The organism is Streptomyces sp. NPDC005899 (assembly GCF_040629645.1).
GTDB lineage: Bacteria > Actinomycetota > Actinomycetes > Streptomycetales > Streptomycetaceae > Streptomyces.
The window spans coordinates 1-15,348 of record NZ_JBEXWB010000139.1; the positions used below are offsets into that span (position 1 = coordinate 1).

The following is a 15,348-nucleotide window of genomic DNA, read 5'->3' on the forward strand; positions in this document are numbered from 1 at the left end:
GCCCCGGCGAGTCGCGGGGCAACGTGGCGGGCGGAAACGTGGCGTGCGAGTCGCGCGGGAGCGTGGCGCGCGGGAATCAGAACAGGCGCAGCTTGTCGTCCTCGATGCCGCGCATCGCGTCGTAGTCGAGGACCAGGCACCCGATGCCCCGGTCCGTCGCCAGCACCCGGGCCTGCGGCTTGATCTCCTGCGCCGCGAAGACCCCCCGCACCGGCGCCAGATGCGGGTCGCGGTTGAGCAGCTCCAGGTAACGCGTCAGCTGCTCCACGCCGTCGATGTCGCCCCGCCGCTTCAGCTCCACGGCCACGGTCCTCCCGTCCGCGTCCCGGCACAGGATGTCGACCGGACCGATGGCGGTCGGGTACTCGCGGCGGATGAGGGTGTAGCCGTCGCCGAGTGTCTCGATCCGGTCGGCGAGCAGTTCCTGGAGGTGCGCTTCCACCCCGTCCTTGATGAGGCCCGGGTCCACCCCGAGCTCGTGGGACGAGTCGTGGAGGACCTCCTCCATCGTGATGATCAGTTTCTCGCCCGCTTTGTTCACCACGGTCCAGATCCCCTCGCTGCCGTCGGCGCCCTCCTTCAGGGTGCACGGCGGGGACATCCAGTTGAGCGGTTTGTACGCCCGGTCGTCCGCGTGGATCGAGACGCTGCCGTCCGCCTTCACGAGGATCAGACGGGGGGCGGAAGGCAGGTGGGCGGTGAGCCGGCCCGCGTAGTCGACGGAGCAACGGGCGATGACGAGACGCATGGTCGGCAACGCTACTCGACGACCGGTGCCCCGCGCGATTCCCGGACTCCGCGTCCGGTACGGCGCTTGACGGACGCCCCTGCGGTCTGTCCGTCTTTGCAACCGTTCGTTATTGGCCGGTTGTGTTCCCAATCTCCTGGTGCGGCCCGGACTGCGCCCTTACCGTGGAAGCAGGAGGTCGCCGTCTGTGCACACAGCGTCGCCGGCCCTCTGCCCTGCCCGTAAGGCCCCGGTGACCCACCGGGGTCGCGAGAGGAGAACCCATGTCGCTCGACGTCTCACCGGCCCTGTTGGAACAGGCCGAGCGAGGCGAGGTCGACGAAGCCGACTTCGTCGACTGCGTCCGGACCTCCCTGCCCTATGCATGGGAGATGATCAGCTCCCTGGTGGCCCAGCTGAAGGTGGACGGTGGACAGTTCGCCGACAACCAGACGCCTCCGCCGGACGAGCAGGCACGTGGTCAGCTGCTGCGCGCGCTCGCGAGTGATGCGATACGCGGCGCGCTGCAGCGGCACTTCGGAGTGCGTCTCGCATTCCAGAACTGCCACCGCGTCGCGGTGTTCCCGCTCGACGCCTCGGTCGACGAGCGCCTGGCCCGATTCACCTCGGTGAGGGGCCAGTTGCTCAACCAGTCGCCCGGACTCCGGGACTGCTGAGCGCTTCTGCTGCCGCTTCGGGCCGCGGGAGGTGCAACTGGCTCCGGGGCGGCAGCGCCCGCACCACCGCACCACCCCTGGGCACGCCTCACGTCACCAGCGGAACCACCTCGGCACCCAGCCGCCGCACGTTCTCCTCGGTCGACGCGAGGTCGCCCGAACCCTCCACGAGCAGGGCGAAGCGGGTGATGCCCGTGCGCTCCGCGGTGGCCGCCAGCCGGTCCGCGGCGAGGCGGGGCGGACCCACCGGATGCAGTCCGCACAGGAACTCGGTGTACGCGACGGGGTCCCGCATCACGCGATGCCTGCCGTCGACCGTGACGTGGGCCTCGAGGCCCTGCCGCAGCCAGCCGGGCATCGCCTTCACGAGCGTCTCGACGGCGTCCGTCCGCCCGTCGGCGATCTGGGCCACCCCCGCGGACACATGTCCGACCCGCTCCACGACCTCCGCGGGCTGCCCGGCATCGCGGGCGGCGGAACGCCACAGGGCGACCATGCCGGCCTTCTCCTCGTCGCCGCAGTGCATGCCGAGCAGCATCGCCAAACCCTTTTGAGCGGCGAGTTTCACGCTTTTCGGCGAGGTGCACGCGACGATCACCTCGGGGGAGGGCGGGCCGCCCCCGAGGATCTCGTCGGCGCGGGGCACGACCGCCACCTCACGGAAGCCGAAGCGCTCGCCGCCGGCCACCCTGGGCTCGTGCAGCCAGTCGAGCAGCAGGTCCAGCGCTTCGGGGAAGCCGTTCTCGTAGGCGTCGAGACCGCCGCCGAACACCTCCAGATCCACCCACGGCCCACCGCGCCCGACCCCCAGGCTGAAGCGGCCGCCGCTGGTCAGGTGCAGCAGTGCCGCCTGCTCCCCGAGGGAGACGGGGTGCTGTGTCGACAGGACGCTCACCGCCGTGCCGACGCGGATCCTGCGGGTGCGGCCGAGCAGCAGCCCGGCCAGTGTCACGGCCGACGGGCACACGCCGTACGGCACGAAATGATGTTCCGCCAGCCAGACCGAATCGAGACCGGACTCCTCCGCCACCTCCGCGGACCGGACGGCCCGGTGCAGTGCCTCGCCCTGCCCCTGACCCGGAAACTGGGCGGCCAGTACGAACGTTCCCACGCGCATCGCCTTCTGCCTCCTTACGGCCGACGCGGCTCCCCCTACCGGCAACAACGTCTGACACGTGCCGAAGGCACGGTCGCGCACGAAGTTGTTGCGATTTTCCGCTAACTCACCTGCCCCGCCGGGGTGCTCCTGCCACAGGCGGGACACGGCGGGCGACGGAGGGCTCTAGGCTGGACGGACCTGCCCGTTCCGCCCCGTGAGGTGTCACGTGTCCCCGCGCCGCAACCGCCCCCGAGGCGGCGAGAGTCCCACCGGCCCCGTGCGCGAGCCGGTGGAGCGGTACGGGGGAGGCGGGGCCACCGAGAGCTGGCAGGGCGAGGAGTGGTCGGTGCGTCCGGTGAGCGGGGCGAGCGCCGCCGGCAAGCGCTACCGCTGCCCCGGCTGCGACCAGGAGATCCCCTCCGGCGTCCCGCACCTGGTCGCCTGGCCGGAGTTCGGCGGCGTCGAGGACCGCAGGCACTGGCACAAGGCCTGCTGGAACGCGAGGGACCGCCGCACCACACGGGTGCAGCGGTCCAGGAACGCCCCGCGCCACTGAGCGCGGCCGGTCCCTCAGACGTCCCGGCGCTCCAGGGAGGCGAAGGCGCCGAACATGGCGACGGCGGTCACACCCGAGATGATCAGCAGGGGCTCCCAGCCCGACGGCCCCGACGTGGTGACCGACGCCTCGTAGAAGGCGCCGATCTGGTTGGGGATCGAGTACTCGAAGAGCGCCTGCTGCAGGTCGGCGAGCGTCGGCGAGAACATGAACATCGCCAGTACGAGCGGCAGCAGCACCACCGCGATCATGATCGTGATCGCACCGGCCGAGTGCCGGATGAGCGCGCCGAGGGCGAGCGAGAGCAACCCGAGCATCGCCACGTAGAGCGCCACACCCACCGTGGCGCGCAGCCAGTCCCCGCCGGTGGGCGTCGCACCGCCCAGCATGGCCGTCTGGAGCAGGGCGACGATCCCCGTCGTCACCGCGGTGATCGTGAACGAGAGCAGGAAGAAGACGACGGACTTCGCGATCAGCACCCGGGCGCGGCTCGGGCAGGCGGTCAGCGTCGTACGGATCATCCCCGTGCCGTACTCGGAGGCGATGGTCAGGACGCCCAGGGTGATCACACAGATCGAGCCGAGCAGCACACCGAAGAAGCCGAGGCTGAGGACGGGAGTGTCGTCCAGGTCCGCGTCGGAGGCGCTGACGGCGAACGCGGTGAGCAGCCCCACCCCGAGCAGCAGCACGACCATCACCCCGAGGGTCCACATCGTGGAGCGCACCGAGCGGATCTTGGTCCACTCGGAGGCGATGGCGTCCCCGAGACCGGGGTCGCGCACGGGGATCGGCGAGGCGTACGGCCCCGCCGGACCGGGCGCCCACTGCTGCGGCTGCTGGAAGGAGGGCTGGCCGGGCGCCTGCGGATGCGGCGGGATGGCGGGCGACGTCATCGGGGGTCCTCGCTGGTCTCGCGCGTGGTCGGGTCCGCGGGAGCGGCCGGGGCCGTCCCGGCTGCCGGGGCGGCGGCCGGAGCCGCGGCGGGCGCGGGCACCGCGTAGGGGTTCGGTCCCGGCGGCGGCGGGGCGTACCAGCCCTGCTGCGGCACCTCGGCCGGGGGCTGGAGGGCGTGGCCGGGGTGTCCGGCCTCCCCGTAGCCGGCTACGGGCCCGGCCCCGTGCCCGGTTACGGGCCCGTAGCCGGGGGGCGGCGGCTGGAGCCCCGCCTTGGCGTCGGCCGTCGAGCGGTAGTCCACGGCGCCCTGCGTCATCCGCATGTACGCCTCCTCCAGGGAGGCCTGGTGCGGGGAGAGCTCCCACAGGCGGACGTCCGTGGAGTGCGCCAGGTCGCTGATCCGGGGCAGCGGAAGCCCCGTGACCCGCAGGGCCCCGTCCACCTCCGGCATCACCCGGCCGCCCGCCTCGGTGAGCGCGGCCGTCAGCTTCTCCCGGCCCTCCGGCCGGTCGGTGGCGGGGCGCACCCGGGCGAAGTCCGCGGAGTTGGCGGAGATGAAGTCGGTGACGCTCATGTCGGAGAGCAGCTGCCCCCGCCCGATCACGATCAGATGGTCGGCGGTCACCGCCATCTCGCTCATCAGATGGCTGGAGACGAAGACCGTGCGGCCCTCCGACGCCAGCTGCTTCATCAGGTTGCGCACCCAGAGGATGCCCTCGGGGTCGAGACCGTTGACCGGCTCGTCGAAGAGCAGGACCTGCGGGTCGCCGAGCAGCGCCGCGGCGATGCCCAGGCGCTGCCCCATGCCGAGGGAGAAGCCCTTGGACCGTCTCTTCGCGACGTCCCGCAGGCCGACGACACCGAGGACCTCGTCCACCCGGGCCGCCGGGATACCGGCCAGCTGGGCCAGGCACAGGAGGTGGTTGCGGGCGCTGCGCCCGCCGTGCACCGCCTTGGCGTCGAGCAGGGCGCCCACCTGGCGCGGTGCGTTGGGAAGGCTCCGGAAGGCGTGGCCGCCGATCGTCACATGGCCCGCGGTCGGCCGGTCCAGGCCGAGCATCATGCGCATGGTGGTCGACTTGCCCGACCCGTTGGGACCGAGGAATCCGGTGACCGCTCCCGGCCGCACCTGGAAGGAAAGGTTGTACACGGCTGTCTTCGCGCCGTAGCGCTTGGTCAGGCCGACTGCCTCGATCATGCTCCAGCCCCATCGACGTGTCTGTCGTCGGGGCACAGGCCGCCCGGCCGCACACCCCCGTAAGAGTTAGGAGGATAACCACGCCGCGGTGGTTCCGGCCAAGCGGTCACGCGGGACGGCGGCGGGCGGGCGCCCGGCTCAGGCGTCCCGCTTCCTCAGGACGAGACAGCCGCCGGCCAGTGCCGCCACCACCCACAGCACCATGATGCCGAGCCCCGCCCACGGCCCGTACGGTGCCGCATCGCTGTTCATGGCGTCCGGGACCACCTGCATGATCCTGGAACCCGCCTGGTCGGGGAAGTAGCGGGCCACGCTCTTGGCGCCCGGCACCGCCGAGAGGATCTGCGAGACGAGGAAGAAGAAGGGCATCAGGATGCCGAGCGACAGCATGGAGCTGCGCAGCATCGCCGCCACCCCCATGGAGAACACCGCGATCAGCCCCATGTAGAGGCCGCCGCCGAAGACCGCCCGCAGCACGTTCCGGGCACCGATGTCCGTACTGTGGTCGCCCAGCAGGGCCTGGCTGAGGAAGAACGTCACGAAGCTGGTCGCGAGCCCGACCAGCAGGGCCAGCACGCCGGCCACGGCCACCTTGCTGAAGAGGAAGGAGGCGCGCCGCGGTACGGCCGCGAGCGAGGTGCGGATCATGCCGGAGCTGTACTCGGTGCCGACGACCAGCACCCCGAAGACCACCATCGCCAGCTGCCCCAGGACCATGCCGGAGAAGCCGACGAACGTGGGGTCGAAGGTGGCCCGCTCCGCGGCGGGAAGGTCGTCGAACTGGGCGTTCAGCAGGGCGCTGAGCGCGGCCCCCATCGCCACGGTGACGACGAAGGCGGAGATCAGCGTCCACGTCGTCGACGAGACCGTGCGGATCTTGGTCCACTCGGAGTTCAGGACCGCGGTCACCGATGCCATCACCGTCACGCCCCCTTCGGACGGTCGCCGGGGGCCACGCCGCCGGCCTGCTGGTCCCACCCGTCGCCCCAGTGCGGGCCCACCTGCGGCGGCTCGGCCCCCTCGTGCGCGGAGTGGGCGTGGTACTCCACCGAACCCGCGGTCATCTGCATGAACGCCTCCTCCAGTGACGCGCGCTGGGCACTCAGCTCGTGCAGCACGATGCCGTGTCCCGCGGCGAGCTCACCGAGCCGCTCCGGCTCCACGCCGTCGATCTCCAGCGCGCCGTCGCCGGTCTCGGCCGCCTCGATACCCGCAGCGTGCAGCACGTCCCGCAACCGCTCCCGCTGCGGGGAACGCATCCGCACGAAACTGCGGGAGTTCTCCCGGATGAAGTCCGCCATCGAGGTGTCGGCGAGCAGCCTGCCCTGTCCGATCACAATCAGGTGATCGGCGGTCAGCGCCATTTCGCTCATCAGGTGCGAGGAAACGAAGATCGTCCGGCCTTCGGCGGCCAGGGACTTCATGAGATTCCTGACCCAGTGAATTCCCTCGGGGTCCAGACCATTGACGGGTTCGTCGAACATCAGGATTTCCGGATCACCCAGAAGCGCCGCGGCGATTCCCAGCCGCTGACCCATGCCGAGCGAGAATCCCTTGGACTTCTTCCTCGCCACCGCGCTCAGCCCGACCGTGTCGAGCACGTGGGACACCCGGCTCGCGGGGATGCGGTTGCTCTGCGCGAGGCACAGGAGGTTGTTGTACGCGCTGCGGCCGCCGTGCATGGACTTGGCGTCCAGCAGGGCCCCGATGTGCTTGAGCGGCTCCCGCAGCTCGCGGTAGTGCTTGCCGTCGATGCGCACGGAACCGCTGGTCGGGTTGTCGAGGTCGAGCATCATCCGCATCGTGGTGGACTTTCCCGCCCCGTTCGGGCCGAGGAAACCCGTCACCATCCCCGGGCTGACGCGGCATGAGAGGTGATCGACGGCAACCTTGTTGCCGAAGCGCTTGGTGAGGCCGTCGAGCTCGATCATGCGATCACGCTAGAACGCCGACGTGCCCGGCGCCACCACAAGGGCGGAACCGGGCACGCACGGGGTACAGCTGATGGGGAAGAGGTGTCAGCGGGTCTGCTGCGCCGGGACCCCGCGGGAGGCCGGCTCGTCGTCCGCCGGAGAACCGGCCGCGGCGACCGCGGCACCGGTCAGCGTCGCCAGCATCTCGCGGACGTTGGTCAGCTGGGCGTTGATCGAGTCGCGGCGGTTGGTCAGCGCCGCGAGCTCGCGCTCCGACTCGCTGCGGATCCGGTCGGCCTTGGCGTTGGCGTCGGCCACGATGTCCTCGGACTGGCGCTGCGCGGTCTCCACCGTCTGGCGGGCCCGGCGTTCGGCGTCCGTGCGGAGCTTCTCGGCCTCCAGGCGGAGCTGCTCGGCACGGTGCTCGATCTCGGCGAGGCGCTTCTCGGCCTTCGCCTGGCGGGAGGCGAGGTCGCGCTCCGACTGCTCACGGCGCTTGGCGAGGTTCGTCTCGAAGTCCGCGGCGGCCTGGGCGGCCTTGGCGCGGGTCTCCTCGAAGAGGGCGTCGGCCTCCTCGCGCTTCTGCTGGGCGTCCTTCTGGGCGTCGGTGCGCAGCGTGCTCGCCTCGCCCTTGGCCTTCTCGACGATGCGTACGCCCTCGTCCTCGGCCTTGGCCTTGCGCTCCGCGGCGAACGACTCCGCGTCGTTGCGCACCTGCTGGGCGGCCGACTCGGCCAGTTCGCGGTGCTGCTCGGCGGCGCGACGGGCCTCCTCGCGCAGGTCCTTCGCCTCCTCCTCGGCGAGGCGGAGGATCTTCTCCACGCGGGCACCGAGCCCGGCGTAGGACGGCTCGGCCTCGTTGACCTGGGCCTGGGCGTTCTGCGTCTCGAGGTGGAGTTCCTCGATGCGCTTCTCCAGAGAGGTGATGCGGGCGAGGGCACTGTCACGGTCGGCGACGAGCTTGGTAATGCGGTCGTCCACCTGACCGCGGTCGTATCCACGTCGCACGAGCTCGAAGCCGAAGGGGGAGGAAGGGTCGCTCATGGGGTTCCTGTCGAATGAGACCGGTGAGGTGTTGGAGGGAATCCTAGGGGCCTGGGCGGCGTGTCAACATGAAGATGCCGCTTTGATATGGAGAATGACACCCCTTTTGAGTGGCTGACCCTGGGAGCGCTTGCCACTCGGAGGGTTGAATGTTCATGACGAAATAACCGCGCGAACCGGCCGGCGGGCGGTCCCTACCCATCCGACGCCTTGCCACCCGCGCGGTTCCCCGCGACCGCGCCCGCCTTGACGGCCCCCGTACCGCCGTTCGCGGACTTGCCCGTGCCGGCCGGGGCCTCGAAGGACTCCAGGGCCTCCAGCACGTCCTGCACGCGGGAGATCTCCGTGTTGATGTCCTCGCGCCTGCGGACCAGGAGGTCGAGCTCGCGCCGGCCCTCCTCGACGATCCGCTCGGCCTCGGCCTCGGCGTCGGCGCGCAGCTTCTCGGCCACCCGGGTCAGTTCGGCCTTCTTCGTCTCGGCCTCCTTGAGGAGCGACTCCGCGCGCTTGACCGCCGCGATACGGACCTTGCTCGCCTCGGAGTTCGCGTCGGCCAGCAGCTCCTTGGCCTTCGCCTCGGCCTCCGCGCGCTGCTCCGTCGCCGCCTTCATCAGCTTGTCGACGCGCTCGCCCGCCGTCTTCATCTGCTCCGAGGTCTCACGCCGCGCCCGCTCGTGCAGCTCCTCGATCTCGCTCTCCAGGCGCGACCTCAGCTCCTCCGCCCGCTCCCGGGTGGCGGTGGCGTCCCTGCGGGCTCCGACCAGCAGCTCGTCCGCGTCGGCACGGGCCCGCTCCACCAGGGAGTTGCCCTCGACGGTCGCCTCGGAGGTGATCCGCACGGCCTCGTTGCGTGCGGCGCCGACCATCCGGTCGGCCTGCTCCTCGGCCTCCGTGGCCGCGCGCAGGGCCTCCTCCTGCGCCTTCGCGACGAGCTGGTCCGCCTGCTCGGCCGCGTCGGCGCGGCGCTTGGCCGCGGCCTCGCGCGCCTCGTCCAGCAGCCGGTCCGCCTCCTGACGTGCCTCGGCGCGCAGCTGCTCCGCCGCGGACTCCGACTCGGTACGCAGCTGCTCCGCCGCCGACTCCGTGTCCGCGCGCAGCCGTTCGGACTCCTCGCGGGTCCGGGCCGCGTGCTCCTGGGCCGAAGCGACGGTCCGCGCCGCCTCGGCGCGCAGCCGCTCCGCCTCGTCGGTCGCCTCGCCGACGAACCGCTCCGCCTGTTCCGTGGCCTCGGTGCGGATCCGCTCGCTCTCGCTCGCCGCCTCGCCGATGAGCCGATCGGCCTGCGCCGCCGCCTCGGAACGGATCCGGTTGGCGTCCTCCCGGGCCTCGGCCCGGGCGCGTGAGGCGTCGTGCTCCGCGGAGGCGAGGGCGTCGGACGCCTCCGTACGCATCCGCTGGCTGTACTCCGAAGTGTCCGAGCGCAGCTTCTCCGACTCGGCGATCGCCTCGGAGACGGTCCGCTCGGCGAGCGCCTTGGCGGCCTCCGACTCCTCGTGGGCGACCCGCAGGATCCGCTCCGCGTCCTCGGTGGCCCGTTCGCGCTCGGCGAAGGCGTCGGCCCGGACCCGGTCCGCCTCCTCCTGCGCCTCGGTCCGCGTCCGCTCCGCCGAGTGCTCGGCGGCGGACCGCAGCCCGGCGATCTCCTCCTCGGCCTGCTCCCGCAGCCCGGCGACGGAGTCCCGCACCTGCTGGGCCTTCTGTTCGGCCGCGGACACCATCTCGCCGGCCCGGCTCTCCGCCTCCTCGACGAGCCGCTGGGCCTCGGCCTGCGCCTCCTCCACCCGCTTGCGGGCGGAGGCGAGGAGCTCCTCGCTCTGCTCGCGGGCGCGTTCGCGCTCCCGCTCCGCCTCGGTACGGGCGCTGCCGAGGGTCTCCTCGGCCTCGCGGCGCCGCCGGTTGGCCTCCTCCTGGGCAGCGGCGAGTGCCTCGGCGGCCTCCGTCGCGACCCGCTCGGCCGCGGCGGCGGCCTCGGAGCGCACCCGGTCGGCGCTCTCCTGGGCCTCCGTCCTGAGCCGCTCGGCCTCGGTGGCGGCCTCCGTGCGCAGCCGTACGGCGACGGCCTCACCCTCGGCACGGGACGCCGCAGCGTCGGCGGCGGCCTCGGTCCGCAGCCGCTCCGCCTCCGTCGTGGCCTGCTCCTGCAGCGTGCGCAGCCGCTCGGCGGCCTCCGTGCGCAGCCGCTCGGACTCCTCGCTCGTCTCGCGGCGAATGCGCTCCGCCTCGGTACGCGCCTCGCCGAGCGCCTCCTCGGCGGTGGCGAGACGGGCCTCGGCCTCCGCGTGCAGCCGGGACAGCTCAGCGGCCGCCTCGGCCTTGCGGGCCTCTATCGTCCGCTCGGTCTCCTCGCGCAGCGTCCCGGCGGCCTTCTCGGCCGCCGCGGTCAGCGCGGTGGCCTGCTCCTCGGCCTCGCCGCGGAGCTTGTCCGCCTCGGCACGGCCGGCTTCCAGCGCCTCCTCGGCCTGCTCGCGCAGCGCGGTGGCACGCTCGGCGGCCTCGGCGCGGACGCGCTCGCTCTCCGCTCCGGCCGACGTCCGCAGCTCCTCGGCGTCCGCCTTGGCCTTGGTCAGCAGGTCCTCGGCGGTGCGGGCACCCTCCTCCAGCTGCTGGACGGCCTCCCGGCGGGCCTCGCCGCGGATGCGCTCGCCCTCGGCCACGGCCTCGGAGCGCAGCTGCTCGGCCTCGCCGCGCAGCCGGCGCGCCTCCTCCTGGAGTTCGACCGTCCTGGCGCGGTACTCCTTGGTGTCGTCCTTGGCCGCGCCCTTGAGCTGGTCGGCCTGCTCGGCGGCCTCGCCGCGCAGCCTGTCCGCCTCGGCCTCGGCCTCGCGGCGGATCCGCTCGGCCTCCTCGGCGGCGGCCTTCGTGGTGGACCTGGCGTCCTCGGACGCCTTGGTCAGCACCTCCTCGGCGCTGCGGGCCGCCTTGGCGAGCTGGGCCGCCGCGTCCTCGGCGGCGACCGTGCGGGCGTTCTCCGCGGCTTCGGCGACCAGCCGCTCGGCCTTCGCCCGCGCGTCGGCGAGTGCCTGCTCGGCCTCGGCCTTGAGGGCTTCGGCCTGCTTCGTGGCCTCGCCGACGAGCCGGGCGATCTCCGTCTTGGCGGTGCGGGTGCGCTGCTCGTTCTGCGACTCGGCGCCGGCCAGCCGCTTGACCGCGGCCTCCTTCGCCTCGGCGACGACCTTCTCGGCCTCCAGCCTGGCCTCGCGCAGCCGGGTCTCGGCCTCCTGCACGCGCTGTTCGGCGGTGCGGTTGAGCTCCGCGGTCTGCTGCCGGGTCTGGTCGGTCTCGGCGGTGGCCGTCGAACGCAGCCGCTCGGCGTGGGCGGCTGCCTCCTGCGCCTGGGTGGACGCGGAGTCCAGCAGCCGCTCGGCTTCGCGGCGGGCCCGCAGCAGCGTGGCCTCCGCCTCGGAACGGGCCGCCTCCGCCTCGGCGTTGAGACGGCGCCTCGTCTCGTCGGCGAGCCGGGCGGCCTCGGCGCGGGCGGCGGACAGCGACTGCTCGGCCTCGGTGCGCGACTCGTCCAGCAGCCGGCGGGCCTGGGACTCGGTCCGGGCGCGCAACTGCTCGGCCCAGGCGACGTTCTCGTTGACGTGGGACTCGACGGTCTGCCGGCGCTCGGCCAGTTCCTGGTCGAGCCGCTGGCGGCGCTGCACCGCCTCGGTGTGCAACTCCGCCTGGAGGCGCGCCTGGTGCTCCGCGTGCTCCTGGAGGATGCGCTGGGTCTGGGCCCGTGCCTCGCGCAGCTCGCGCTCGGCGTCGCTGCGCAGCTGGTCGGCCTGGATCTGGGCGTTGCGCAGCAGCTGCTCGGCCTGGTAGCCGATGTCCGCGCCGTCGTGCGCGGGACGGGTCGCGAGGTTGCGCCGGGCCTCGTGCAGCTTGGCACGCAAGACCTCGACCTGGTAACCGAGGTCCTCGGCGTGCTGGACGGCCTTCTCCCGGTCGGTCCTCAGCCGGTCCATCTCGGCTTCGAACCGCGAGAGATGGTCGTCGTCAGCTCGGTGGCTCTGCTGGCTCTCGTAGCCCCGCACTGCGCGGTCCCATCCTTCCCCGAGCTCTCAACGTCGTTCGAGCAGGGGAGACCCCAACCCTGGTCGCAATTCTCCGCACGGGTACCGCCCGCCGGGCGAACGGTCCCCCCGGGGAATGGTGACAGATCAACGCCGAGGACGCGGCGCGGCCCCGACCCGGCCCCGGCCCGGAACCGCCCACTCTACCGGGCCGGGTAGGGGTCGGTCAGTGCTCGTCCCGGGCCGTGACCAGTTCCGTGAGGACGCCGTGGCAGTCCTTGGGGTGCAGGAAGGTGATCCGCGACCCCATCGACCCGGTCCTGGGCTCGTCGTACAGCACCCGGACGCCCTTGCCGCGGATGTCCGAGGCGTCCTGGTCGACGTCCGCGGTCCCGAAGGCGATGTGGTGGACACCCTCTCCGTTCTTCGCCAGCCACTTGCCCACGGCCGAGTCCTCCCGGGTCGGCTCCAGCAGCTGGAGGTAGGAGGCCCCGCCGTCGGAGGTGTCGTTGATCTTGAGCATGGCCTCCCGCACGCCCTGCTCCTCGTTGACCTCGGAGTGGTACACCTCGAATCCGTAGGTCGCGCGGTAGAACTCCACCGTCGTGTCGAGGTCGAAACAGGCGATTCCGATGTGGTCGATTCGCGTCAGCATGGAACCAGTGCAGCGCCCCGGGGATGGTTACGCAACGTGCGCGCGATCACACCCACTGCCGGATGACGGGCGCCGTACCGCTCAGTACATTCAGGTAAACCCTCGTTCACAACCGATCCCAAGGGGCTGCGCCTCATGTCAGGAACGACCGGTACCACCTCAGTGATCGTCGCGGGCGCGCGGACGCCCATGGGCCGACTCCTCGGCTCCCTGAAGAGCTTCTCCGGCGCCGACCTCGGCGGCTTCGCCATCAAGGCCGCGCTCGACCGCGCGGGCATCGGCGGGGACCAGGTCGAGTACGTGATCATGGGCCAGGTGCTCCAGGCCGGGGCGGGGCAGATCCCGGCGCGCCAGGCGGCCGTCAAGGCCGGAATCCCGATGAACGTCCCCGCGCTCACCGTCAACAAGGTCTGCCTGTCCGGTCTCGACGCCATCGCGCTCGCCGACCAGCTCATCCGCGCCGGCGAGTTCGACGTGGTGGTGGCCGGCGGCCAGGAGTCGATGACCAACGCCCCGCACCTGCTGCCGAAGTCCCGTGAGGGCCACAAGTACGGTGCGATCGAGATGCTCGACTCCATGGCGTACGACGGCCTGACCGACGCCTACGAGAACATCCCGATGGGCGAGTCCACGGAGAGGCACAACACCCGTCTGGGCCTGGACCGCGCCGCCCAGGACGAGATCGGCGCCCTGTCCCACCAGCGCGCCGCCGCCGCCCGCAAGAACGGCGTCTTCGAGGCCGAGATCACCCCGGTCGAGATCCCGCAGCGCAAGGGCGACCCGATCCTCTTCACCGAGGACGAGGGCATCCGCCCGGAGACGACCGCCGAATCGCTCGGCAGGCTGCGCCCCGCCTTCTCCAAGGACGGCACGATCACCGCCGGCACCTCCTCCCAGATCTCCGACGGTGCCGCCGCGGTCGTCGTCATGAGCAAGGCGAAGGCCGAGGAGCTGGGCCTGGAGTGGATCGCCGAGATCGGCGCCCACGGCAACGTGGCCGGCCCGGACAACTCGCTCCAGTCCCAGCCGTCCGGCGCGATCCGCCACGCCCTGAAGAAGGAGGGCATCGGTGTCGAGGACCTCGACCTCATCGAGATCAACGAGGCATTCGCCGCCGTCGCGGTGCAGTCGATGAAGGACCTCGGAGTCACCTCCGACAAGGTCAACGTCAACGGCGGCGCGATCGCCCTCGGCCACCCGATCGGCATGTCGGGCGCCCGGGTGGTCCTCCACCTGGCGCTGGAGCTCAAGCGGCGCGGCGGCGGCACCGGGGCGGCGGCGCTGTGCGGCGGCGGCGGCCAGGGGGACGCCCTGATCATCCGGGTCCCCGGCAAGTAGTCACACCGTACGAGCGAACGAGGAGACCGAGCGTGAAGGTGGACGTCCCCACTCTGGTGGAACAGGCACGCCAGGGCAGGCCACGTGCGGTGGCCCGGCTCATCTCCCTGGTGGAGGGGGCGTCACCCCAGCTGCGCGAGGTGATGGCGGCGCTGGCACCGCTGGCGGGCCACGCGTACGTCGTCGGCCTGACCGGGTCACCGGGAGTCGGCAAGTCCACCTCCACCTCGGCCCTGGTCTCCGCCTACCGCAGGACCGGCAAGCGGGTCGGGGTGCTGGCCGTCGACCCGTCGTCGCCCTTCTCCGGGGGAGCGCTCCTCGGTGACCGGGTCCGGATGTCGGAGCACGCCTCCGACCCGGGCGTCTACATCCGCTCGATGGCCACCCGCGGCCATCTGGGCGGGCTCGCCTGGTCGGCCCCGCAGGCGATCCGGGTGCTGGACGCGGCCGGCTGCGACGTGATCGTCGTGGAGACGGTGGGGGTGGGCCAGTCGGAGGTGGAGATCGCCTCCCAGGCCGACACCTCCGTCGTGCTGCTCGCCCCGGGCATGGGCGACGGCATCCAGGCGGCGAAAGCCGGAATCCTGGAGATCGGCGACGTGTACGTCGTCAACAAGGCGGACCGGGACGGCGCGGACGCCACCGCCCGCGAGCTCAACCACATGCTGGGCCTCGGGGAGTCCCGGGGGCCCGGCGACTGGCGGCCGCCGATCGTGAAGACGGTCGCCGCCCGGGGCGAGGGCGTCGACGAGGTCGTCGAGGCGCTCGAGAAGCACCGGGCGTGGATGGAGGAGCACGGCGTCCTGGCCGAGCGGCGCACCGCGCGTGCGGCGCGCGAGGTCGAGACGATCGCCGTCACGGCGCTGCGGGAGAGGATCGCCGACCTGCACGGTGACCGCCGCCTCGGCGCGCTCGCGGAGCGCATCACGGCGGGGGACCTGGACCCGTACGCGGCCGCGGACGAACTGGTGGCGGGTCTCACCGGGCACCCCGCGGAGGACTGACGGCTCCGGGGCGGCGTGCGGGCCGCCCCGGAGCCGCGCTTCCCCACCGGGTGACGGGCCGCCCGCCGTCCGGAGCGTGTGGTCCGGCCGCGCGCCACGCCGCCGGTGCCGGCGGCCTCGCTGGGCCGTCAGCGGCGCTTCGTCGCCGACGTCTCGCACGTACTGCCCGGCCCGATCGCCTCGCTCCGCACCCGGCTGGACGCGGGAAGCCGCCGGGCGGCGGTGGAGGTGGGTGCGCCGGG

Annotated in this window: 13 protein-coding genes; 4 read left to right on the forward strand and 9 right to left on the reverse strand. The window is 72.4% G+C overall.

Annotated features, from left to right (window positions below):
- Positions 1-76 precede the first annotated feature (76 nt).
- On the reverse strand, positions 77-748 hold the full coding sequence (nucS, locus tag ABZ371_RS17290) for an endonuclease NucS (RefSeq protein WP_358679853.1): 672 nt from the start codon (positions 746-748) through the stop codon (positions 77-79).
- Between the two features lie 263 nt (positions 749-1,011).
- Between nucS and ABZ371_RS17295 the strand changes: the two genes are divergently transcribed.
- Entirely contained in the window at positions 1,012-1,404 is a 393-nt protein-coding gene (locus ABZ371_RS17295; protein ID WP_307124930.1) for an SCO5389 family protein, read from the forward strand.
- Positions 1,405-1,492: 88 nt separating this feature from the next.
- On the opposite strand, the gene ABZ371_RS17300 is transcribed toward ABZ371_RS17295, so the two are convergent.
- The gene (locus ABZ371_RS17300) at positions 1,493-2,521 is read right to left on the reverse strand and encodes an LLM class flavin-dependent oxidoreductase (RefSeq protein ID WP_358679856.1); all 1,029 of its coding nucleotides are present in this window, start codon (positions 2,519-2,521) and stop codon (positions 1,493-1,495) included.
- Between the two features lie 208 nt (positions 2,522-2,729).
- Here ABZ371_RS17300 and ABZ371_RS17305 point away from each other — a divergent pair, with 208 nt between their 5' ends.
- Positions 2,730-3,059 (forward strand): ATP/GTP-binding protein, encoded by a 330-nt coding sequence (locus ABZ371_RS17305; protein ID WP_358679857.1) that lies wholly within the window; start codon positions 2,730-2,732, stop codon positions 3,057-3,059.
- A gap of 14 nt (positions 3,060-3,073) precedes the next feature.
- Here ABZ371_RS17305 and ABZ371_RS17310 read toward each other — a convergent pair whose 3' ends face one another.
- From ABZ371_RS17310 to mce, 7 genes are all read right to left on the reverse strand, one after another.
- Positions 3,074-3,952: an ABC transporter permease subunit gene (locus ABZ371_RS17310; protein WP_358679860.1), complete on the reverse strand. Its 879-nt coding sequence runs from the start codon at positions 3,950-3,952 to the stop codon at positions 3,074-3,076.
- Entirely contained in the window at positions 3,949-5,151 is a 1,203-nt protein-coding gene (locus ABZ371_RS17315) for an ABC transporter ATP-binding protein (protein ID WP_358679863.1), read from the reverse strand. The genes ABZ371_RS17310 and ABZ371_RS17315 overlap by 4 nt, the downstream gene beginning before the upstream one ends.
- A gap of 138 nt (positions 5,152-5,289) precedes the next feature.
- The gene (locus tag ABZ371_RS17320) at positions 5,290-6,069 is read right to left on the reverse strand and encodes an ABC transporter permease subunit (RefSeq protein ID WP_358679865.1); all 780 of its coding nucleotides are present in this window, start codon (positions 6,067-6,069) and stop codon (positions 5,290-5,292) included.
- Between the two features lie 5 nt (positions 6,070-6,074).
- Positions 6,075-7,082 carry an ATP-binding cassette domain-containing protein gene (locus ABZ371_RS17325; RefSeq protein WP_358679868.1) on the reverse strand — a complete coding sequence of 336 codons (1,008 nt, stop codon included), beginning with the start codon at positions 7,080-7,082 and terminating at the stop codon, positions 6,075-6,077.
- Between the two features lie 87 nt (positions 7,083-7,169).
- Complete coding sequence (locus ABZ371_RS17330) at positions 7,170-8,108, reverse strand: cellulose-binding protein (protein WP_358679871.1); 939 nt, start codon at positions 8,106-8,108, stop codon at positions 7,170-7,172.
- 194 nt (positions 8,109-8,302) lie between these two features.
- Positions 8,303-12,130, reverse strand: coding sequence for a polarized growth protein Scy (scy, locus tag ABZ371_RS17335; RefSeq protein ID WP_358679874.1), 3,828 nt, complete (start codon positions 12,128-12,130; stop codon positions 8,303-8,305).
- A gap of 205 nt (positions 12,131-12,335) precedes the next feature.
- Positions 12,336-12,764, reverse strand: coding sequence for a methylmalonyl-CoA epimerase (mce, locus tag ABZ371_RS17340; protein ID WP_358679877.1), 429 nt, complete (start codon positions 12,762-12,764; stop codon positions 12,336-12,338).
- 135 nt (positions 12,765-12,899) lie between these two features.
- On the opposite strand from mce, the gene ABZ371_RS17345 reads away from it, so the two are divergent.
- The gene (locus tag ABZ371_RS17345; RefSeq protein WP_358679880.1) at positions 12,900-14,102 is read left to right on the forward strand and encodes an acetyl-CoA C-acetyltransferase; all 1,203 of its coding nucleotides are present in this window, start codon (positions 12,900-12,902) and stop codon (positions 14,100-14,102) included.
- A 32-nt stretch (positions 14,103-14,134) separates the two neighbouring features.
- Positions 14,135-15,106, forward strand: a complete 972-nt coding sequence (gene meaB / locus ABZ371_RS17350) for a methylmalonyl Co-A mutase-associated GTPase MeaB (protein WP_358679883.1) — start codon at positions 14,135-14,137, stop codon at positions 15,104-15,106.
- Positions 15,107-15,348 lie beyond the last annotated feature (242 nt).